Here is a 20,263-nt window from a genome sequence, read left to right on the forward strand (position 1 = left end):
AATTTATTTTTTTATTGATAACAGATAATATTTAAATATTTTTTATTATTTTGTGAGTTTTTTTTGTTTTTTTTTTTTGGGGGGGGGGGGGGGGCGCGGGGGGGCCCCCCGCCCCCCCCCCCGACGACGTCGACAAACGATACAGCCGGTGGGGACTTGTATGTCCCGAACGGAAAAATGCGTTGCACCGGCCATCCATAATCCGAGAAGGGTCCGTCATGCAGCGGCTGCGGGTCGTCAATATGGCTCAAAGCCTAGTTCCTCGAGCGTCTCGTAGTGCTTTCGGCAGCCACGGCACACGCCACACGCTTCATTGGCGACGTGACACGAATGAGCCCATGCAAGCAAATCGGCAGGCACATCCGAAGTCTTGATGAGCTCTGCGCCACTAAGTGCGATGGCCGGTGCCTCGAGCGTTATCTTTCCCTCCTGGCACCGAAGCACCTCACTCATCGCCGCGATGAACTCCGGCTTGCCGTCCGCGTGAACACCGTCTGTCCGCAACGTGCCAATGAGAAGCCTGTTGACGCCAATACTGACAGCCTTCATTGCCGCAAGCGTCACGAGCATCTGGTTGCGAAACGGCCACCACTCGGATACAGGTGCAAGCGCCGCCGGAGCGGACCCTGCCATGTCGCCGCTGCCAAGCGCGCTCAGGTCCGCTTCAATTACATGGTGCTCGATGCTCAACTCGTCGCAAACTGCAGCCGCGGCCCGCACCTCGGCTTGTGACGCCCGCTGCCCGTAGGCAATGGTGATGCCCACTTGCGGGCGCAACCAGTGTGCGATGGCCACGGAGTCCATGCCGCCAGACAAAAGGAGAGCGGATTTCATGCCTTCCACGCTGTGTGGTGCAACGCAGTCACGAAATCGTAGAAGACCTTGCTTTCCGAGCCAATGACCATCTTCAGATTCTCGTCACTCACGGCCTGAGCAAGCGCATAGACGGGGATGCCCTCAGCGCGTGCGTAGCCAACCTCGAACACGGTTCCAGCGTCGAGGCCGTCGAGAATCGCAAAGACACGGTCACACTCCTTGAGCGCCTTGATATCGGCCGGGCCTACTTCATGTGCAGGACCAGGACCAACATCATGAACCGGAGAAAAGACCTCAAGTCCGAGCTCGGCAAGGCAGCGGCGCGCCTCATCAACAAGCCAGCGCTGCCCGAGGTTAAAAAATGGGCTCGCGAGGTAGACCTTTCCCGGCACGGTCGTCGCCGGGACGCGCTGAGCGTTCTGCAACTCGGGCACCCGCTCTGACGGTAGCGCCATTGTCTCCGCGTAGCTCGATACGGCCCGCGAGGCGAGTTCGGCGGCTACGTCTGGAGCGTCATGGTGAACAGCCCACCGGCCCGCAAAAATAGCCGCGAAGACGTCGCCCGAACCGACCGTCCAGACCTGCGGGCTTTGGTAAGCAGGAATATGCTTCTTTGCCCCACCCGTTGTATGAACAAATGCACCCTCGGGTCCGGACTTTACTACGACGACTTCAGCACCCTGCGCAAGCAGGTTTGCAGCCGCGACATCCGGGTCCGCGTTCTGTCCCATCGCAACGATTTCGCTTCGGTTCGCAACGATAGCGAGATGTTCGGCCTTGCTGCCATTTGCACCGAACGGCTCCGGGTGGAAAGCCGACTGCGGGTCGTAGACGCACCATTTCGCATTCACCCGCGCCGAGCCCTCCAACATCCCGAAGCGCAGCACTGCCTCGGCTGCTACCTCGATAGCAGCGAGCTTCGGCACACGAGCGAGCGCGGGGCGGACGACTGGCGTTGACATGCAATGCACGTATTCGAACGAAATCCCCGTCTCGGTCGGATGGGCAACGACCGCGAAACCGAAGAGTTCCGCAGTCTTTTCGAACTCCTGCGCCACGTCGTCGCGCGCATAGGTGTACAGCGTCACCTTGTCGACGTGGGTTGTAAGCGCAGTCGCAGCACGCCCAGCGGAGCCAAAGATTTGGTCCGAGTCCGGCCAAATGCACTTCTCGTGGTAAACGCCGCCGGCGATAAAAATTTCGGTCATTTGAGCTTCACCCGTACCGTGCACGTTCCGCCCTGAATGCTCAAACTTCCGCGACGTATTGACGGCCGCCCTGGATGCACGCGATGAACTGCAACATTGACCGAGAGGTGATAGAGCCGACCGTGGCGCCGTTGTGGTCCTTTGCGACCAGACGCGGTGGCGGCCCAGGAATTACATCGACTTCCAGAACCGCGCCTTGCCGAATGCCGCGCAGAATCAATGGATTCACCGAGTTGAGCGTCGTCACTTCCTCAATGACGCAAGGGTCAGGGACTCCACCGCCAGCGCCGCCGCTCCCGGCCTTGCCAGGCGCAGTTACAGGAGCCTTCGGTTCAGGCCTCCAATCACCACCACCACCGCCGCCACCAGACATACAGCCTCCCAGAATTATTTTTGCGTTCGAATCCCATCGGAGAGCGCGAATACCGCTTTCGTCAGAAGGGTTCAGAACGACTATTTTATTAAGTGAATGCTGCACGTCAAATGAAAGTTTTGAGGCCCGCAGCAGATTTGCCGGTTGAGCTGCGCTTAAGAAAAATTTTTGTACTTACGATGTGGGCAGCTCATGGCAAAGCGATTCCTCGAATCCGCTGATAGAGGGTGACCGCATACGAATCGGTCATGCCTGATATGTAATCAGTCGCGTACACGGCGCGCTCGTAGTGCGAGGCTGCCGCCAGCACGTCTGGGTCGAAGGACGTCAGACGCACGAGCGTTTTTGAGCGCACTGAAGCGGACGTCTTGTTCAGCGCCAAGTCATCCATGGCACCAACAAATGCGGAAAGTAGTCCGCCGATGACCTCGAAGCCGCACGCTTCTACTTCGACGACAGGACGACTGTTGTAGACCTTGGCTCGTCCCACTTGTTTGAATTTTTTGAACTCAGCAGCGTGAGTGATATGTGCCGCCAACTCCCCATCAAACGAGCCAGTCATCATGTCGTCCACTTTCTTCGCAAAGACGGCAACGAACTCATCGATGAGCTTGCCGATGGTGCGCGCTCGTAGGTACTCGGCTTGTCGATACTGGTCGCCCGGCTGTGCTAACCGCTTCTCAATGCCACCATCGCTCCAAGGTTTGTGCAGCTCCTTAAGTTCCTCGAACGTCACCATTCCTGCGCGAAAGCCATCCTCGATGTCCATGATGTGGTAGCAAATGTCGTCTGCTGCTTCAACGAGGAACGCCAAAGGGTGACGATGCCACGCCGCGCCTTTCCCTGTTTTTGCAACCAGACCAACCTCCTCGGCGACCTCCTCAAACAGCTCCTTCTCAGACTGCATGAACCCAAACTTCTTCCCGCTGATACCCGAGCGTTGTCCTTCAGGCACGCTCGACTCGCGCGGATACTTGGTGAACGTGGCAAGAGTGGCGTAGGTCAACTGCATGCCGCCCTTCTGCTCAGGTATCTGCGTTCGTGCTACTGTTCTGAAGCCTTGGGCATTGCCTTCGAACTTCAGGAAGTCCGTGTTTTTTGTCGGGCTCATCTTCCATGAGGCGAGCCGCTTCCCGCCCTCGCCGTCGTTGCCAAACCATTCCTGTATTGCTGACTCGCCCGCGTGTCCAAAGGGCGGGTTACCAATATCGTGCGCGAGACAGGCAGCTGACACAATGACACCGACGTCCTGCGGATTGACTTTCGCTACGCGGCGCGCAGATTTATCAATCACGGCTCCAGCGAGCGTTCCGAGTGACCTCCCGACCGACGCAACTTCCAGACTGTGCGTGAGTCGCGTGCGAACGTAATCGCTTTTCGCGAGAGGGAAGACCTGCGTCTTATCCTGAAGACGTCGAAACGCCGACGAAAAAATCAACCGGTCGTAGTCACGAACGAACGCGCTACGGATGTCCTTCCCCTTCCCCGACTGCTTGCCTGCTCCGAGTCTTTGTGCAGAAAGCAGCTTCATCCAATCCATACCTGCCACAACGTCTCCTCCGTAGTTGATTGACCGCGACACTCAGTCGGTGGGCAGTAAGGCTTCCGAGCGCGGCGCCCAAGATAGTACCCGGCCGCGTACCGAGGGGGCGGTGTTTGCGAAGCTTGGCACGTACGAGCGAAATGCGATGGCCCTAGTTCTATTTCTGGGAGTCACATATTTCGACTTGCATAGGCGGACGCGACTACAACATGCGCTCCACGCGGATTTACCGGCGACGCTTTTGCTGGAGCAGACTTTCAACTGCGTCCCGCGCGGACTGTAGTTCCGTCATTGCCGCCGTCAGTCGGGCTAGTTGAAGGGTCGGGCGCGCCTCGCTTGGCACCTCGTTGAAATACACCTCTAGCGCTACGGACGCCGCTTGGACCTCACGGGCAGCATCGGCAACGCGCGCAATGGCCGCGGCTTCCGTGGCCTTCCGTTCCGTGCTGTTCATGTCTTTCCCGTACGGTATCGAGTTCAAGACGAGCGGCAAAACATCGCTCTATATCTGCTCTTGCTTAATCAAGCTTCGGTACTTACTCGAGTTTAGTTCTCGGAAGCTACTTGCTCCTGTGAGATTGTTCATCACAGTTCTGCAAGAAGTTTGCACGCTTGGCCACGGTTCCAACCGATGCGAAAACTCGTGGTCGAGCTCAAAAGCCGGCCTACGCGACCATCAAGCAAGCAAACCTGCCGGCAGCTGAGACTTACGTGGTAAACATGCTCAAATCATCAAGAAATACCTTGTTTGAAGGGGTTTTCTTGTTGTCAATTGTATGAACCGTTGCTACGCTAGTTCAGCTTACGACGGCGCATGTGCCGACTGCTTTACGCTGCGGGGTGCTCCGTCTTAAGCGTTCTCGAGAATCCACTCATATACAGAGGATGCAAATGGCAACGAAGACTGTAAAACCTGCGGCCAAGAAGGCTGCCAACAAAACGGCCGTAAAGAAGGCAGCAGCACCGGCCAAGAAAGCAGCTGCAACGGCCATTGGCCCGAAGCCGCTGAAGGAAACTTTCACGAAGTCGTCTTTGACGACGCACGTCGCCGCTCAGGCTGGCGTTGACCCGAAGCAAGCGAAAGCCGTGCTGGCAGCTCTTGAAGACACGATTCTGGGTTCTGTGAACAAGAAGGGCCTCGGCGAGTTCACGCTCTCCGGCCTGCTCAAAATCAACGTGCAGAAAGTTGAAGCCAAAAAGCGCCGCTTCGGTAAAGACCCGTTCACGGGTCAAGACCGCTGGTTTGATGCCAAGCCGGCAACGGTGAAGTTGAAGGTTCGTCCGCTGAAGAAGCTGAAGGACGCCGCTGCCTAACGCTTATACGTCGTGGTTACCGGAAGCCCGCTTCGTGCGGGCTACTTCGCACTGCGTCTCAAACCGGCCTCTAGAAACATCGAAGGATGGCCCGCAGTTTTGATGATGGCCCGCTTCGTTAGCCAAGTAACGAACCAGACCAGACCTACCGGCCGGTCCGTTGTGCGTCTGGCTTAATGCACCATCATCACCTGAACGACCTTGACGATGACAAGGCCAACGGCAACGACCAGGTATCCGCGCAGCACGGCCAACGGCGCGAACAGCGGGATGCTGCGAACGGAGGATGTGACCGGCAAAGTCTCAGACCTGAAGGTCTCTCTCGACGGGCTCGTCGGAGAACTGCGCGCGATGCTGGCACAGCCGGAGCCCCGACTTCGTACTGGTGAACAGTGCGCAAACCCGTACGAATGTCCGTTCATTGCTTATTGCCGCAGCGGCGAACCGCCCGAGCCCGAACACCCGGTCGAAGTGTTTCGCCAACCGCTTGCCGGATTGCTCCGGCAAATCGGTTACCGCGACGCGCGCGAGGGGCCGGAGTTGTATCTCAAGGACGAACGGCAGCAGCGGGTCCCGCGGTCACTGGATGCGCCGGCAGTGAGCGTTGATGCTCTCGGCCGGTCGCTGTTGAGGGCGATGCCTTATCCAAGACACTTTCTCGACTTTGAGACAGTGTCGTCCCCCGTTTCAATGGGGGCGGGCACGCGACCGTACCAATTAGTTCCTTTCCAGTTCTCCTGCCACACCGAGACCGAGCCGGGCATCTTGGTCCATAACGAATTCATGGACGTATCGGGCAACTCGCCGGCGAAAGAGTTTGCGCGCCGCCTCATCGAAACGGTCGGCACCAAGGGCGTCATCGTGGTCTATTCGTCCTTTGAGCAAGGACGTATTGCGGACCTGTGCAAGCTCGTCCCAGAGTATGGGCCGGACTTGCGCGACATCGCGTCTCGCCTCTTTGACCTGCTTCCCGTTGTTTGCCGCGCGTACTATCACCCGGGTGTTGCAAGGCTCCTACTCGCTTAAACGACTCGCGCCAACGGCGTGTCCCGACCTCAACTATTCCGGCCTGAGCGCAATCGTGGACGGAAGCGCTGCGCAACGTGCCTGGTGGCAACTCTCGTCTCCCGACATGCCGCCCCCACGCCACCGCCAACTCGTTCATGACGTACTGCGCTACTGCCACGTCGACAGCCTCTCGCTCGCAGCGGTGTATCGCGCCATGGAACACGGGAGAGCCGTGACGCTCGTGGAACTCGGGGGAGCGCCCGACGCACACCTCGAACGTCATCTTTTCCTCGACACGTCATGTTTGATTTCCGCCGACCCGATGACCTTGGGTACCCGGAGTTTCGCATCGTTAATTTGCCGCACCCTGCGGAACTCTTTGTAATTGCCCAAGGCGCCCCGTGCCGGACGGAACGCGCTTAGGCGCCTCCCTCGCTGCTGCGTAAAAGGACGCGGGTAGGACCCGACTGCCCTTACCAGCGACGACTCAATGTTCTCTTGACCACACAGCGTAATTCAGCCTGCGCTTAAGCTTCATGTCAATATCCTGCTTCAGAAGCGAGGCCGCAACTGCATTCGGCTGAGGCGGGCATTGGCGTGACGTCTGGCTTGCGAACAAAAGGACAGAAATGGCAACTCCAGAGCACTTGAAGAACCTGAATGCCGAGTACTTTCAGGCAGTGTTAGCCCACATCCTCGCTGACGAGAGACAAACTGGGCTTCTTTATTTCGGAGATACGGGCAAGGGAGTTCGTCCGAACTATCAGATTCAAACGTCAACGGGCACGGTGACGTATTTAGGCAGCAACCATCTGAAAAAAGGCTCATCCCCGCTGACATACAACCCCGAGAACTTGTTGGGGCCGTACACCGTGGACGCTGTTGAAAACCGCTGGTTTGATGTGGTCGCCCATGGGCCAAGCGTCAACGAAGAAGATTTCGTGGATGTCTTTACCGAGCTGAGCGCCTCGCTTAGTCAGGGGGTCGTGGCGATGCTTGCCGCGCAGGCGCGCGCCCCCGAGTTGGGCGCAACGCTCGATGCGCTTGCACATAGCATTGACGCAACCGCAGAGCCATCAAGTCTGAATAAGCTTGAGTGCGTCTACGTCACTTTCGCCAACAACGTCGCGAAATACCTTGAACTCAAAGCGCCGGGGATGACCATACTGGCGACGTGGAAGGCGAACGCCGGTTGGACTTTAAAGCGTGAGGCGCTAAGCGCACTGCGACGGACTATTCTTAATGGACTCGACGACTGGCCGGACAACAAAGCTGCAGCCGGGACAAACGTACTTGCACTTCGCGCGGAGCGAAGAGGACAAGGCTTATATCGTCTGAACATGCGCAGACTTTGGGACAACCAGTGCTCAGTGACCGGCTGCGCCGTCAAGGAAGTCCTGGTTGCATCTCATGCAAAAGCATGGAAGGATTCTAACGAAAGCGAAAAGGTCAATGAATTTAACGGCCTTCTGCTAACCGGGACGCTCGACAAACTTTTCGACGCCGGTCTTATCTCATTCGCGGAAGACGGCCGACTTCTTCGCTCGTCGAAGCTTTGCCGGAAAGACCGCGAGACACTGGGCCTTACCGGTGACATGCGCTTGCGCCCGAACCCAAAATTGAAAGGGCGTCACCTGCCCTATCTCAAGGCTCACCGACAGCAACACGGATTTTGCTGAGGGTTCCGACAAAAGCGCAGCGGCGACACGCGACGACGCGAGCACCCTATGGGTCTATGTGCAGGCTAACGGACGCTGGGCGGCCCACTACGTCGACGCGTACGGCGCGCTCGAACTCGCGCGCGACTGCGCGTCGCCCGAGGCGGCCAGCGCCGCTGTAGTCGACGGGCCTGGACCTGCGTCCGCCGCGCATTGACGTCGAGCTGCTGGACATCGGCGAGCCGCCCCAACGTGACGCCCAGCCGCTGACGCTCGAAGGGCTGCGTTCCACCTAACATCGCTTGCGTTACTGCGTGCATTGCGATGGCCGTTGCTAACGCGCCAGAGGTAACCACGCACGTCCCCATCGTTTTCACATCTGCTTTTACGGAGCTTCACGAATCGGCTCGGCGATTTGCACTGCGCGGCCGTCGTTCCACCCTCGACACACATAGGGGTCTTTAATGTATCGGGGTGTTTGTTCGTTGTAGAGACGACTAAGTCCGACTGGCTGGGGATTCTTCGCGTCGCTTATAAGCACTTTGCGCAGTTCCTCCGACGCGTTCGGCAATTCACCTGCATACAGCCACCCGAGGTCTCGGTAAGCCCGGTACAGGTAGATGCTGTTTGAGTACGTCGTGAACGCAGTGCTCGTCTGGGGGAACACCCACTGATGTTCGCCATCCGCCGTTGCCTCGGCCGTGTCTTGGAAATATTCGACGAGCGGGCAGTTGTACACGCCATCCGGCGTTTGCACCGTGCCGTTGCACCGGTCCACTTTAGCGTCGTCCCGTTTCGCCATAAACCGGTAGAGCACCTGTCGCTCCGGATTGACCGGATACCAATCCTTTACGACCTTCGCCCACTCTGATTTGTCCATCGCGGAATTGATGTAGTACACCGTGATGCCGCCCAAATGTTTGGGCACCGTTTCCGGCTCCGCCTTCTGCTCATCAGGAAGCAAGCTAGGCCCATCTACGCCCGGCCGGAACGGAACCACGTGCCCAACCCATACGCGCCGTTTCCACTCGTATGGAGTCAACGTCTTAAATCGACTGTCAGTGGGATGGACGTAAATCTGCCGGTTATCGTCCCACGTGCAGGCTTCAGCCAAGTGGAATGTCCGTTTGCTGCCGTCGTCCGAGTCCATCGGGCTACCGTCGAATTCCATCGTGTACCCGCGAACATTCAGGTAATAGTTCGCCGAACACAGTGAGGCGAGGCGCAAGGTGCCGCCAGCAAAGTCGTTTTCGCCCGCAACCGACACGATATGTCGAACCCCTCTTCGCATGAGCGACACGAGACCGAGGTTGTCTCCAGTCTGGCCACCGTCCGAAAGATGGATTGTCGGCCCTTTGGGCTCAGTCACCGGAGAATCAAGGTAGTAGAACGGCCAGATTAGCAGCGAGTGAAGCCGGCGTTTGGTGTCCGACTCACGGTAGTTCGCGATGTCGAAACCCCATCGGATGTTGAAAGCCTGCAAGCCAAAGTTCACTACCCCGCGCGGAATGTTGAAGCTTCGCTGCGCGGTATCAGCAAACGCGGCGGAGGAAAGCACCGCCATCGGCACCGTCAGGCCAACCAGATAGGGTGAGCCTTGAACGTACCCATATCGTCCTGAACCAAACATGTCCATCGAGATTTCAAAGACATCGGTCCCGAGGTCATAGTGCTTCGGAGAGAGGTCCAAGCCCACGTTCCCTGAATTCGCGGTCGCCTGGAGAATCCACTTCGGCAGATATCCCCCAAGCAGCTTCTCCGTGGTTGCCTGGTCCTGCGTGTAAATTATCGACAGGTCGCTGAAGTCCAGGCACCTCGCCATCTGCTCGAAGTACGCGTCGTAAGGCGAGATAGGCAGCGCGTCCCCTTCACGAGGCATATACGCGTACGTGCGCAGAATTCCGTACAAGTAGTCGTACTGGGTCGGCGACACGCGCCATTTCCAGTCGAATAAAACGTTCGAGAACCAGTTCACCGGAGCCGTCACCATCGACTCCGCAAACATAACGGAGAAGGTATGCCCGAGTTGGTGAGCGTACGCCGCCTTTGTGAACGCGCCGTCTTTATATTTCGACATGGTCGAATGGTCCGTCCGCAATAAATCTTGGTAACACTCGACCCATCCTTGGTAGGACGCTTGTTGAACGTCCTTCCAAACGACCGTATCAAGGTCTGCTTGATTCTTGTCGGTGAGGGGATATGGAGGAAGGTCGACACACGCCGAACGCCCGTTAGGGGTGTGCTTGCTGCTTAGCTCTGCAAGACTGTCCCATCTGTAATGAACCTCATCTGGGGAGAACAGTTGAACGTACGGTGGCACGTCTTTGAGGCTGTCGAGATTCCGCGTGTCCATAAAATACCGCTTGAGTCCCGGGTAGGCCGGGATGGGCTGGCGGTTCTCGAGCACAGTCCGGTACGCTTTGTAGTAGAGGTAGAACGCCGTGTATCCCCCGCCGGACACCGACGTCAGGTAGTCCGTCTTGAAGAGCCACCCCTCGTCGACGAAGCGTTTAACCACCCCCATAGCGAAGGGCGCTGCCTTTGACCCACCGCCGGAAAGCGCTAGCCCGAGGGTCGGCACGACATCTTCGGTCGGCTTGAGTTCCTTGACTACACCGGAGTTGGTGTTCAGGACGCAATCGAGTTGGTCAGGCGTGTCGCAGAAAGGAAGCGCGGATGAGATATGCGAGGGAACGCCACCCACAACGCAGCCGAACAAGAAAGGACAGGCAACAAACAGCACGATGATTGGCTTTTTCACGGCCTGCTCCTTTGCTAACTGCTTTTGGAAATGGACGGTAGTACCGCGTTGCGTCGGGTGTTACGCTGTTGCAAGCGCGCTCGCTTGAGAAAAGCTAGGAAGTCCGCCACAAAACGACCATATAGATGTCTCCCCTCGGTCACGACTCCTGGGCAGATTCGTTACACGCCGCCGGTCACGGAAGTAGCGGCCACTCATCCATAGGCTAACTGGACCGGACCAAAAGAAAAGACAAAAGACAACTCACGAAGCTGACTTGCCGAAGGTACACCTACCTCGGAGCTTCAGAAAACGTGACGCTTTAGATGCAAGACCTCGCGGCCCAAAGAATCCAATTCTTCATCAGCATTGCTATGTCCTCGACAGCGTCACCGACATGAAAGCCAGAGTATTGGCGAGCGAACGGCGGCCTCGTTAGCTTTATTGGAGACGCTCAGTATTTCGGTGTACTTATGCTTACAACTACCTTATTGGGGTGTAGAGTCACCCAACTCGCCCAGAGTTTTTAAAGAAGGCAGGCTACCTACTGCGAGGCGCTCTTAAGTGCGTCGAACGACTCCTTACCAACCTCGTCGACCTTTTGGTTGAGATTTTCTGCATTCAGTCCTGCGCACAGCTTGGCAGCGCCGTGAGGTAGCGGCGCGTCGCCGCAAAGCTTCTTTTTGCTGCCAGGAAATACAATGTACGTCACACCGGATGAAATGCTGTCATTCCTTGGCCTTTTACAGTTGCCGTCGGGCGCGGGCTCCCGGCAGCCGTCGTGCCCCAGAGCTGTGTGCAGTGCAACCGACCCTTCTCCAATTCGATACGACTTGCTGTGGTCTCCGATAATTGCAAAGGCGACCTTGTCTTTGTAGACGACTGCTGCGACGTCACCGAGCGCGAAGCCTGTTGCGTTGTCGAAGCCACCCGACACGGCGACGTAACGGATTTTGTCCGCATTGAGGCTTGTGCCGTTCGAATAGAGGAGCGAGGTTATGGGTTGACTCGGAGGTTTTCCTGCGAACGGAGAACCGTCATTGTCCACCGCCATCTTGGCGTCAAATAGGATGGCGCCGCTCTTTAATTTTATAACGGTCGTGTTTCGATTCGGGTCGTTGCCATTACACTGAGGCTTACCGTTGCCGTGGTCGCATGCGGCGAACGCTTGCTTGAAGCTTTCCGCCACCTGCGCCCCTGAGAGGTCTATGCCTTCGAACACGCCGGCGGATGCATGTGGAGGGTTGTACGTCTCTGCTCGGCAGAGTGAGGCCGACAAAAGAGAAAAAGCAGCGATAGTCACGTAGAAAACGTTGAGCATCCGAAATCCCTCCTGTAAGTTTTCCCGCGCGTCAGTCATGTTTTGGGCAATCAACATGCTCGCCTCCGGCCATTGACAGCCTCAAAAGTCATCGGTCAGCACCGAAAATATGTGAGTAAGAAATTGGCAATACGTGGAGAGTGATATTGCACATTTTTGCCAGCTACTGCTCCGACTCGCAGCACTAAGTTCGGGCTTAACACAAACCAGGCCTCACGCGCTCTTGGTTGCGCATCTTTACACCGAGAGCTCGAAGCCGTGACCGTTTGATTTCCTCGCGGTGTCTCAGGCGATAGTCGCAGTCCGACTTGCCTTGCTATTCGTGGCAGCCGCAGCGACCAACTGCTGAGGCACCGCCGCCGCCGCGAAGTTCGGTGTTGCACCCCAATCGTCCATCACGGTGATTTGTACGCCCTCGTTATCCTCACGTGCCGCGTCGAAATGTTGCATCAGCCCATCGAAGGCGATTTTGCTGTTGACCACCTTGTCGATGCCAAGCTTGGTGCCCACGAGGATGCAGCCTTCCGTGTCCTTCGGAAAGTTTCCAATGTGGATTCGGATTCCGGTGAAGCCTGGTACATCAATGAGCACGGGCGAATAATATTTTTGGCTTGGTGAAGAAGGTGACATCAACGGAGTATGTGCCAACGGGAATAGCCGTCTTGCCCATGATTTTCCAAACGCTGACGGGAATGTCAGGCTTCTCCCGGTAGGTCGGCTCGAGCGTATAGCACTGGAAACGGCCATCGACCTCGAGAAAGCCTTCCGTGGAAAGAGCGGACTTCACGGTGCGGTGCAGTACGAGCTTCATTTCCATCTCCTGTCGAAGAAGGCTTCACACCACCTTGGGCTATTCAATGCCTGCGTGGCGCGCACCTTCGAACGGCGGCGCTAAGGGCGCCGCACGCCGGTAAGCAGCGGCTTCTTGTCAAGAAAGCGATAGAGGTTGACGCTGCGCATGATAAAGGGGTATCGTCGGCGCGCTGTCACGGCGTCATTCAGTCGCGCGTAAGCGTCGATTTCTCTCTGAATCAGTGCAGTGTCATCGCCGGGCGGCATGCCCAGTGCCGCCTCCGCAAGAGCGGGCGCTGAGTTGCGGACGCGCGCATTCGCTAGCGCCTCCTCGACGCTTCCATCATGCGCTAACGTGTGGTTGAGTGAGCGAGTCCAGTTGCGGTCAAGCCAACTGTTGAAAATCCATTCCTGCCCTTTCTGTGAGCGCAGCGCCATGCGCATGTAAGTCCGAAAGAGCTGCCAGGTCTTTCCATTCATGTGCTTCTTATTGTCCCAGTCATTGCAGTTCTCTTTCGAGACTCCCGGATGGTCCTTGTCCGCATTGAAGGGCTCGTTGAACAAGTCGACGGTTACCGGCTCGGAGCCGCAGAGGCCAGACGCACGAACTTGGTCGTATTGAATGCGCTTGCGGAGGTAGTTGGCGGGGTCGGCAAGTTTCATGAGCTCTGTTTTGTCTGCCGCTCTTATTGCGTCTGCGATGAAATTCTGGGCGACAAATTCGATAAGGTGGCCTAGCTCATCGGAGTCGAGATGTGAGATACCAATGCCGCCAAGGTCATAGCTCATGACGTGTTTGCCTTGGCGCGCGTTGCTGTTGCTCGCCCATGGGGCTGTATGTTTCTCTTCAAGCGGGTCCGGCAACTCGCGTTCGTCCACACCGCTCACTCCCCACTCGCTGACACCCACGGTCAGCGCAAGCAGCCCAAGATTTCGTCTGGTTGTGTCGTCGTTCGGGCGGGCCTTGTATGCCGCAACTAAGCCTTTGTAAAAGGAAATCGGAATAGTTTCGTCTCGCGCATTGTCATCCGCCGTCGGTGACCATTGCGCATGCGACATCAATTCTCCAAGAACCGGATTGGTCCACCCCACTGCGTTCATAACCTTATCTCCTCGCCATTCCTTCGAAAAACCACATTGTGGAATGTTCGCAATCCTTAAGAGTTGCGTGTGAATCGTCGCCATTATCGCGCCCCTCCACTGCGGGTGGGGGCGTCTTAACAAAAGCTGCCGTTTTGTGGTTTTTTCACGAGACAGGTAGCCTCTGTAGCTAAAATAAAAGATTACAGATTGGATTCCGTAAAGCTAAAAATTTAACCTGCGGTGTGCGTCAACGTACATACAAGAAATAATGTGTCCCATCCGCAGGGCGCTGTAGCGAAGTAAGCGAATGGGGGAGTCTGTTTACCGAAAGCTCCATGAGGACACGCGCTGCGCAGCACAGTGCACCTCATTTGCACTCGACACCCGAATATGTCGGCCGCACGCATTTCGATAAGAACTGGTTCGCGGCTCAGCAATATGCCGCGACAAAGTCGGCATTAGTTGGCCTGTCGAGGTCTTGAGCAGCAGAGCTGGCCCCGAGAGGCATCACCGTAAATGTTGTGGCCCCTGGGGCGACGGACACTCCGTTTCTTCGTGACCCGGCGCGAGCCGCAAGACCGCCGAAGCTACCTCCGATTGGACGATTTATCGCGCCCGAGGAAGTCGCAGCCCTGACGAGCTTCCTGTTGAGCGAAGGGGCCAGTTCGATAACAGGACAGCAGATTGTCATGTGTGGCGGTGCTTCTCCTTAGGTTTTTGCTCAGGTAATAGTTCACAGCTAGCTGTTTCAAGATTTTATTGCGAGCGTGGCGCCGATTTACTTTAAGGACGCCTAATCATGAAAATTGTTGAAATACGTGAAAAGACGGTAGCTATCAGTTCGCCGATTCGCAACGCGTACATCGATTTCAGCAAGATGACGCTCAGCCTCGTCGCCGTCATTACGGACGTCGTCCGCGACGGAAAGCCCGTCATCGGCTATGGCTTCAACTCCAATGGAAGGTACGGACAGGGAACCTTGATGCGCGAGCGCTTCATCCCGCGAATCCTGGCGGCGCAGCCGCAAGCGCTCGTGACCGATGTTGGCAACAATCTCGACCCCCACAAGATATGGGCGACGATGTTCACGAATGAGAAGCCCGGTGGTCACGGAGAGCGCTCAGTAGCCATAGGCACGGTCGACATGGCTATCTGGGATGCAGTCGCAAAAATTGAAGGCAAACCGCTTTTCCAGCTTCTCGCAGAACGTTATGGCAATGGCCGACCCGAGCGCAAGGTGTTTGTATACGCTGCCGGCGGTTACTACTATCCCGTCAGGACCATTCGAAGCTGAAAGATGAAATGCGCAGCTACAATGACCGCGGCTATACGGTCGTCAAGAAAAAGATAGGCGGCGCTTCGCTCGACGAAGACCTGAAAAGAATCGACTCCATCCTCAGTGTGCTGCAGGACAGTCAGAAGCTTGCCGTCGATGCCAATGGCCGTTTCGACCTTGACACCGCCATCGCATACTCAAAGGCGCTATCGCAGTATGACCTCTTCTGGTACGAAGAGCCGGGCGACCCGCTCGACTTCGAGCTCCAGGCGACGCTGCGCAATTACTACGACAAGCCGATGGCGACAGGCGAGGATTTGTTCTCGATGCAAGACGCTCGAAACCTCATTCGTTACGGCGGAATGCGCCCCGATAGGGATTGGTTGCAATTCGATTGTGCCCTGAGTTACGGCCTAGTTGAGTACCTTCGCACGCTGGAAATGCTTCGCCAGCATGGATGGTCTGCGAGCCGGTGCATCCCACACGGTGGTCATCAGATGTCGCTCAATATTGCTGCCGGCCTCGGACTCGGCGGCAACGAGTCCTATCCTGATTTGTTTCAGCCTTATGGCGGCTTCCCCGACGGCCTGAAAGTTGAAAACGGTTACGTGACGATGGCCGATTTGCCTGGAATCGGATTTGAAGGCAAGCGCGACCTGATTGCAGAGATGCATAAGCTGGCCGCATAGCTCTGCCCTGACACTCGCAAGACACACGGAAATTTTCGGGCGCGACCAGGAATGTTTGGCAGCGCTATGACCTGGAAGGTGAAATTTTGGACACGTAGTCAAGTGCGATGGTGTGCTGCCACACGGAGATGGTCACCCCTGCGTTTTGGTGCAGATGGTCGGGTAAAGACTAACTCCGGCTACCCTACTCCGTCTCCAGGCAATCCTTTGTGTCGCGACGGGCGATTCATTTGCATATCGCGAACCAGCTTTGCTGGCACTATGCTTCTAACGAAACCTTCATCCTGTCGAAATGCGCTTTGTCACAGGCTGCAATTAGTTCGAGCAAGTCTTTCAGCACGTTCGGTGCTTCGGCGAGCGCCGAAGCATCGTCGTGTCCCTCTGAAATTTGCTCTGCATGGGAACGCGTATCGACAAACCTCAAGATACGGGTCTTCGTGGGCCCATCGAACTCAATGGCCTCGAGGCGAGCATGCAAGCTTCTTTCGTCGGGCACCTTGAAGATAAGAAACGCCTCGAGCAGCCGCCTGGCTAGGTTGGGTAACTCGTAATAGGTTTTCAGAGCACCACCGCCCTCGAGTTCGCTAGCCTCAAGGATGCGTTTGAACAGGTAGTGATACTCAGACTCGTAATCTTGAAGGAACGGGTCCATTGCCTCGAGAGCGGAGCGTCGTCCTCCCTCTGAGTTCGACGTTCGTAGCATGTAGAACTGGGACGGCTTCAGCTTCTTTCTGGAATTCAAATGCTGAAACCAGTGCCTCACCTGCCGGAGAAACGTGTAGTTATGGGTGAGTACGAAGAGTTGCCCCGCGTCGCACAGTCTCCGCTTCATGAAACCGAAGGCGCTGTAGATGGAATTCGAATCCAAACTCGATATTGGGTCGTCCACCACTACGATGCCGGTCTTCAAGTCGAATGTGCGGTCCTCAAGGGACTTGAGGAAATACAGAAACGCGATGGCGGTGCCCTTCGCTGAGGTTCGTTGCTGCGCCACCTTGCCGGACCAATCGATAGCCGGTATCTTCAACTGCAAACTTAATCTCGTCATGGCCGAGATATGCCCGCAGCTCCAGATTGAGGTCATCCGCAGGCTGTCGATGTTCAAGAATTGTTCTTTCAAGTTCTTGAATCTGCTTCTCAAGACCACTCCTTTCATCGACCGCCGTCCAGGTTGCCTTCGCAGCGGATGTCAACTCCTTTTCTTTCAAAACCCAGTCCGCATGGGCGAGCGCAAGCTCATGCCAGAGCAGCCGCTCACGGACCAGTTTGACTTCCTCCGCGAAACGGGCCGTCTTCTTGTTGCTTTGTTCTACGAGAGCCGCAATTTTCGCAAATGCTTGCTTCCCCATGTACTCACTGAGCGCATCTGCGCCAGCGTTTAGGGCCGTGAAGAATGTGGACAACAGGGACTTGCCTTCTCGCGAGATGCCTTCTGAATTGTTAATGAGACTGTCAAGCTCAAGGGGAACAAATAGCCGTTCCTTTTTGGTCGCCACCGCCTCGGCAAGCGCTCGAAGCGCGTTCTCGACATTTTCGATGTTTAACTGAAATGTCCTGCGTGCTTCGTCGAATTCCTCTCGAAACTCCGGATACAGACTGTTCGAATCGATGACCGTGACGTTGGGAAGTTGGTCGCTGCGGTACGAATGCGGTCATAGACCTGCTGCAGCTCTTGCGAGAACCGGCGGAATTCGTCGTTGATGTGTGCTTCGAGTCGTCTGAGACGGACCTCGGGTAACGGCTGCTTGCAGAACTTGCAAGTCGCTGCGTCACCATTCTGCGTGTGTAACGCCAAACCGTGCCGCACCCATGCACTAACATCCGAGTTGGCTGCTAACTCATCAATGACGTTAGATACAACCGTCTTTCGCAGCGTGTCACGTACCTCATTGCGCAGCTTCGTGAGTTCCGGAAATTGAACTGGATTGAGGGTCACGAACTGCGGCGGACCGCGCATATGTGCGCTCAGTCGCGCTGCAAGTCGCCTGTGAAATCCATCCTGTCAACAATCTACGCGTGCTTCAGTATCTCAAGAGCAGCCTTGGAGTTACCGAAGAGCAGAAGACGGAATGGTATCGGCACTGGGTCGATGTTGGGTTCAGCTCGTTGGAGGCGCGACTGAAAGACGAGCGGCGCATCGGAGAGTTCGTTTTTGGCGCGACACCAACCGTTGCGGACATCTGCTTGATTCCGCAAGTCTGGAACGCAAGAAGGTTCAATATACCGCTCGATGACTATCCCACTGTCGTTCGGCTTGCCGACAATGCGATGAAATTGGACCCATTTGAGAAGGCAGAGCCGGCGAACCAGCCAGATGCAGAGCGGTGAACTCTTGAGCCGGCGAACTTAAAGAACACCACGACCAAACCTCAATCGTAGCCACGGAAGAGCGGCATCCAATTCCGGGACTCTGCACCCCGCTCCCAAAGCATAGTCAGAGTTGTTTTTGGTACGTTATAGGGAAAGATAAGCAGACGCTGAAAATCAGAGAACCCGAGTGCGCTTTCGAGTCGCCGAGCATCGGTCCAACCTTTCTCTTCGGCACGCCGTTTCAAGATATCGTAACCGACCTCTTGCGAGAAGGCCTTTAGTGCTTCTCGCTGTTGCGTGCTGGCCCAAGCGACAGGACCTAACGGTCCGAAGGCCTTAGCCAAGCTAGGCTCAATGACGCCGTAGCGCAGAACAACCTTTCCGGGATTGAGTCCAGTGTCGACGACCAGCCGCGAATGAAAGCGTTCAATACCGACATCCGAAGCGACGCAGTACGCGAATATGAGCGTACGTGCGTGGAGCTTCGCCCTATATTCAGCACTTAGAGCATTGCCATGCTTCGTATGATGCTGCTTCCTCGTACGCATGCCTGTAAGGTCACCGAGGATATTCAACGTCTGCGTTCCGCTGAGCAAGCAGTCATCTATAAAGCACAGCTTGTCTCCAGATTTCGTCTGGTCCAATGCACTTTCGATATCGTCTGCGAAGACAAGTCGGCCAGCCATTTTCGAATGTGAAGCTAGATACCGGATGATTGCTGTACTTCCCGTTTGTTCGCCCAATGGCGTCACGACGAGCCGACTTTCAACGTTTCCGATTTCTGCATCCAGCAATAGCTCCATCGTCTCGCCGAGTTCCCACAATGGGAAAAACTTGCTGTGATTCAACAGCCGTAACGCACCTCGAATTCGCTCAGTCGTTCCAAACTGTACAAGAAATTCTCCGAGATGCTGCGCGGTTACCGGCAAGCGGTACCCTGCAAATCGCTGCGCAAGCTCGACTACCGTGCTCTGTTCTCCATCACTAAGCAAGGAGAGGCTAGAGTCGTTAGGCTTGAGCGCACGCCAGCTAAACACCTCAGCGTCGAGCTTGTCCGCAAACCATGAAAAAACCCACTGGTGAACTGTGAACTGCGCGTGACCAGAAGCGCCCGCCGCATCGCGAAATAGGTTTCGTAAATCTGCGAGCGTGTTGTTGCTGAAACCGCTCTTTGCCTCGAAAGACTCCCCAAGCGGGAAGAACGCCAGTGTCAAATGCAAAACGAGCGTCGAATATTGGATACGTATCCGCTCATCAATCTGCGACCAAGCCGCCGCGCTAATACGTCTGAATACCAGCAGATGAGTACTAACCACGACCGCGTGCAGTCCGTGATGCAGCGCCCGTGCAATCACCCAGTAGCAGCAAATGAGATTGTTCTGCAGTTCCAGCAGTTCAGCATCTAAGCGGCCTGAGGCCAAATGTTCCGCTACTACGAAGATGACCGACTCTATACGCTCGATAAGTTCCTTAGCAACGGGCTCTTCGAGGTCGTCTGACCATTTCAATACCGGGTCAAGTGCAAACCCCGCAATGGTTCTCGGAAATCCCGAGCGACGCGAGCTCGGCAGGCACACGCGTTCTACGAAGGTCGCGAAATGACCGTAGTAGTCGAGCAATGCCGCCGAAACTGATGCGTCCTGCGACAAGCCGACTATATAGTCGGCGCGCAGGTCCATGTCGTGGAATAGCTGCGAAGCCGCATCGTCGCCATCCTCCACAGCATCGACAAAAAGCTGCGCGAGTGGGGAACGTTCCGCACGACGCTGAGCGACGAATTCCTCGAACGTTGTGCCAGCCGCAACTGTTGGCTCAAGAGTAAGTAACTGGCACCGGCGGTCATCGAAACTAACCACGGGGTCGAAGTGCCAGGATAGGTCCAAAAACGGTGTGCTTGCGAAGGCTTCGCGGATAAGCCCGACTTGGTTGTCAGCAGTCGATTGAGTGGGCTGCATATATTGTTGTTTGGGGGGAAGAAAGACCGGCGCAGAGGCTATCGATATTCTGACATGCCGCAGGTCCATTGCCAGCCAGCGCGAATGCGAGTTGAATTCCATCCAAGGCAACCACCTTATGCTACCTCGTCTTCCGGCGGAATTCAGCCGTTGTGGCCATGATTGAAACAAATATGG

Annotated in this window: 14 protein-coding genes and 4 pseudogenes; 6 read left to right on the top strand and 12 right to left on the bottom strand. The window is 56.1% G+C overall.

What is annotated here, in order from left to right; genetic code table 11:
- Nucleotides 1–237 precede the first annotated feature (237 nt).
- From NCT03_RS14440 to NCT03_RS14455, 4 genes are all read right to left on the bottom strand, one after another.
- On the bottom strand, nt 238–834 hold the full coding sequence (locus NCT03_RS14440) for a 7-cyano-7-deazaguanine synthase (protein WP_250492907.1): 597 nt from the start codon (nt 832–834) through the stop codon (nt 238–240).
- Complete coding sequence (locus NCT03_RS14445) at nt 831–2,024, bottom strand: PfkB family carbohydrate kinase (protein ID WP_250492908.1); 1,194 nt, start codon at nt 2,022–2,024, stop codon at nt 831–833. The genes NCT03_RS14440 and NCT03_RS14445 overlap by 4 nt, the downstream gene beginning before the upstream one ends.
- Before the next feature lie 40 nt (nt 2,025–2,064).
- Entirely contained in the window at nt 2,065–2,271 is a 207-nt protein-coding gene (locus NCT03_RS14450; protein ID WP_250492910.1) for a hypothetical protein, read from the bottom strand.
- A 316-nt stretch (nt 2,272–2,587) separates the two neighbouring features.
- Entirely contained in the window at nt 2,588–3,928 is a 1,341-nt protein-coding gene (locus tag NCT03_RS14455; protein WP_250492911.1) for a deoxyguanosinetriphosphate triphosphohydrolase, read from the bottom strand.
- Between the two features lie 903 nt (nt 3,929–4,831).
- On the opposite strand from NCT03_RS14455, the gene NCT03_RS14460 reads away from it, so the two are divergent.
- From NCT03_RS14460 to NCT03_RS14470, 3 genes are all read left to right on the top strand, one after another.
- A complete protein-coding gene (locus NCT03_RS14460; RefSeq protein ID WP_250492912.1) occupies nt 4,832–5,254 on the top strand; it encodes an HU family DNA-binding protein in 423 nt (140 codons plus the stop codon).
- Between the two features lie 288 nt (nt 5,255–5,542).
- Complete coding sequence (locus NCT03_RS34090; protein ID WP_250492913.1) at nt 5,543–6,280, top strand: DUF2779 domain-containing protein; 738 nt, start codon at nt 5,543–5,545, stop codon at nt 6,278–6,280.
- Nucleotides 6,281–6,891: 611 nt separating this feature from the next.
- Nucleotides 6,892–7,941, top strand: a complete 1,050-nt coding sequence (locus NCT03_RS14470) for an HNH endonuclease (protein ID WP_250492914.1) — start codon at nt 6,892–6,894, stop codon at nt 7,939–7,941.
- A gap of 364 nt (nt 7,942–8,305) precedes the next feature.
- Here the strand turns inward: NCT03_RS14470 and NCT03_RS14475 are convergent, their stop codons facing one another.
- From NCT03_RS14475 to NCT03_RS14495, 5 genes are all read right to left on the bottom strand, one after another.
- Complete coding sequence (locus NCT03_RS14475) at nt 8,306–10,681, bottom strand: hypothetical protein (RefSeq protein WP_250492916.1); 2,376 nt, start codon at nt 10,679–10,681, stop codon at nt 8,306–8,308.
- Between the two features lie 523 nt (nt 10,682–11,204).
- Entirely contained in the window at nt 11,205–12,038 is an 834-nt protein-coding gene (locus NCT03_RS14480; RefSeq protein WP_250492917.1) for a glycoside hydrolase family 75 protein, read from the bottom strand.
- A gap of 228 nt (nt 12,039–12,266) precedes the next feature.
- Entirely contained in the window at nt 12,267–12,611 is a 345-nt protein-coding gene (locus NCT03_RS14485; protein WP_250493089.1) for a DUF5675 family protein, read from the bottom strand.
- A complete protein-coding gene (locus NCT03_RS14490) occupies nt 12,562–12,792 on the bottom strand; it encodes a DUF5675 family protein (protein WP_250492919.1) in 231 nt (76 codons plus the stop codon). Before NCT03_RS14490 ends, NCT03_RS14485 begins: the two co-directional genes overlap by 50 nt.
- Before the next feature lie 80 nt (nt 12,793–12,872).
- Complete coding sequence (locus tag NCT03_RS14495; RefSeq protein WP_250492920.1) at nt 12,873–13,958, bottom strand: hypothetical protein; 1,086 nt, start codon at nt 13,956–13,958, stop codon at nt 12,873–12,875.
- A gap of 332 nt (nt 13,959–14,290) precedes the next feature.
- Here NCT03_RS14495 and NCT03_RS14500 point away from each other — a divergent pair.
- Nucleotides 14,291–14,569: pseudogene (locus tag NCT03_RS14500) on the top strand (SDR family NAD(P)-dependent oxidoreductase); the annotation flags it as partial.
- An 86-nt stretch (nt 14,570–14,655) separates the two neighbouring features.
- A pseudogene (locus tag NCT03_RS14505) lies at nt 14,656–15,821 on the top strand (mandelate racemase/muconate lactonizing enzyme family protein).
- Nucleotides 15,822–16,080: 259 nt separating this feature from the next.
- Here NCT03_RS14505 and NCT03_RS34095 read toward each other — a convergent pair.
- Together NCT03_RS34095 and NCT03_RS34100 are read right to left on the bottom strand one after the other, a co-directional pair.
- A pseudogene (locus NCT03_RS34095) lies at nt 16,081–17,431 on the bottom strand (AAA family ATPase).
- A complete protein-coding gene (locus NCT03_RS34100; RefSeq protein WP_350030147.1) occupies nt 17,362–17,778 on the bottom strand; it encodes an AAA family ATPase in 417 nt (138 codons plus the stop codon). The pseudogene NCT03_RS34095 and the gene NCT03_RS34100 overlap by 70 nt, the downstream one beginning before the upstream one ends.
- Here NCT03_RS34100 and NCT03_RS14520 point away from each other — a divergent pair.
- Nucleotides 17,769–18,149, top strand: a pseudogene (locus tag NCT03_RS14520) (glutathione S-transferase C-terminal domain-containing protein); the annotation flags it as partial. The gene NCT03_RS34100 and the pseudogene NCT03_RS14520 sit on opposite strands and share 10 nt — an antisense overlap.
- A 41-nt stretch (nt 18,150–18,190) precedes the next feature.
- On the opposite strand, the gene NCT03_RS14525 reads toward NCT03_RS14520, so the two are convergent.
- The gene (locus NCT03_RS14525; RefSeq protein ID WP_250492923.1) at nt 18,191–20,188 is read right to left on the bottom strand and encodes a phosphoribosyltransferase-like protein; all 1,998 of its coding nucleotides are present in this window, start codon (nt 20,186–20,188) and stop codon (nt 18,191–18,193) included.
- Nucleotides 20,189–20,263: the final 75 nt, after the last annotated feature.

Origin of the sequence: Caballeronia sp. GAWG1-1, from assembly GCF_023631465.1 — a bacterium.
Taxonomy (GTDB): domain Bacteria; phylum Pseudomonadota; class Gammaproteobacteria; order Burkholderiales; family Burkholderiaceae; genus Caballeronia.

Excerpts from the sequence above, each read along its gene's own strand:
- NCT03_RS14440 (WP_250492907.1), bottom strand. The coding sequence starts at position 834 with ATGAAATCCGCTCTCCTTTTGTCTGGCGGCATGGACTCCGTGGCCATC.
- NCT03_RS14445 (WP_250492908.1), bottom strand. The coding sequence starts at position 2,024 with ATGACCGAAATTTTTATCGCCGGCGGCGTTTACCACGAGAAGTGCATT.
- NCT03_RS14455 (WP_250492911.1), bottom strand. The coding sequence starts at position 3,928 with ATGAAGCTGCTTTCTGCACAAAGACTCGGAGCAGGCAAGCAGTCGGGG.
- NCT03_RS14460 (WP_250492912.1), top strand. The coding sequence starts at position 4,832 with ATGGCAACGAAGACTGTAAAACCTGCGGCCAAGAAGGCTGCCAACAAA.
- NCT03_RS14470 (WP_250492914.1), top strand. The coding sequence starts at position 6,892 with ATGGCAACTCCAGAGCACTTGAAGAACCTGAATGCCGAGTACTTTCAG.
- NCT03_RS14480 (WP_250492917.1), bottom strand. The coding sequence starts at position 12,038 with ATGTTGATTGCCCAAAACATGACTGACGCGCGGGAAAACTTACAGGAG.
- NCT03_RS14485 (WP_250493089.1), bottom strand. The coding sequence starts at position 12,611 with ATGTCACCTTCTTCACCAAGCCAAAAATATTATTCGCCCGTGCTCATT.
- NCT03_RS14490 (WP_250492919.1), bottom strand. The coding sequence starts at position 12,792 with ATGAAGCTCGTACTGCACCGCACCGTGAAGTCCGCTCTTTCCACGGAA.
- NCT03_RS14495 (WP_250492920.1), bottom strand. The coding sequence starts at position 13,958 with ATGGCGACGATTCACACGCAACTCTTAAGGATTGCGAACATTCCACAA.
- NCT03_RS34100 (WP_350030147.1), bottom strand. The coding sequence starts at position 17,778 with ATGCGCGGTCCGCCGCAGTTCGTGACCCTCAATCCAGTTCAATTTCCG.
- NCT03_RS14525 (WP_250492923.1), bottom strand. The coding sequence starts at position 20,188 with ATGGAATTCAACTCGCATTCGCGCTGGCTGGCAATGGACCTGCGGCAT.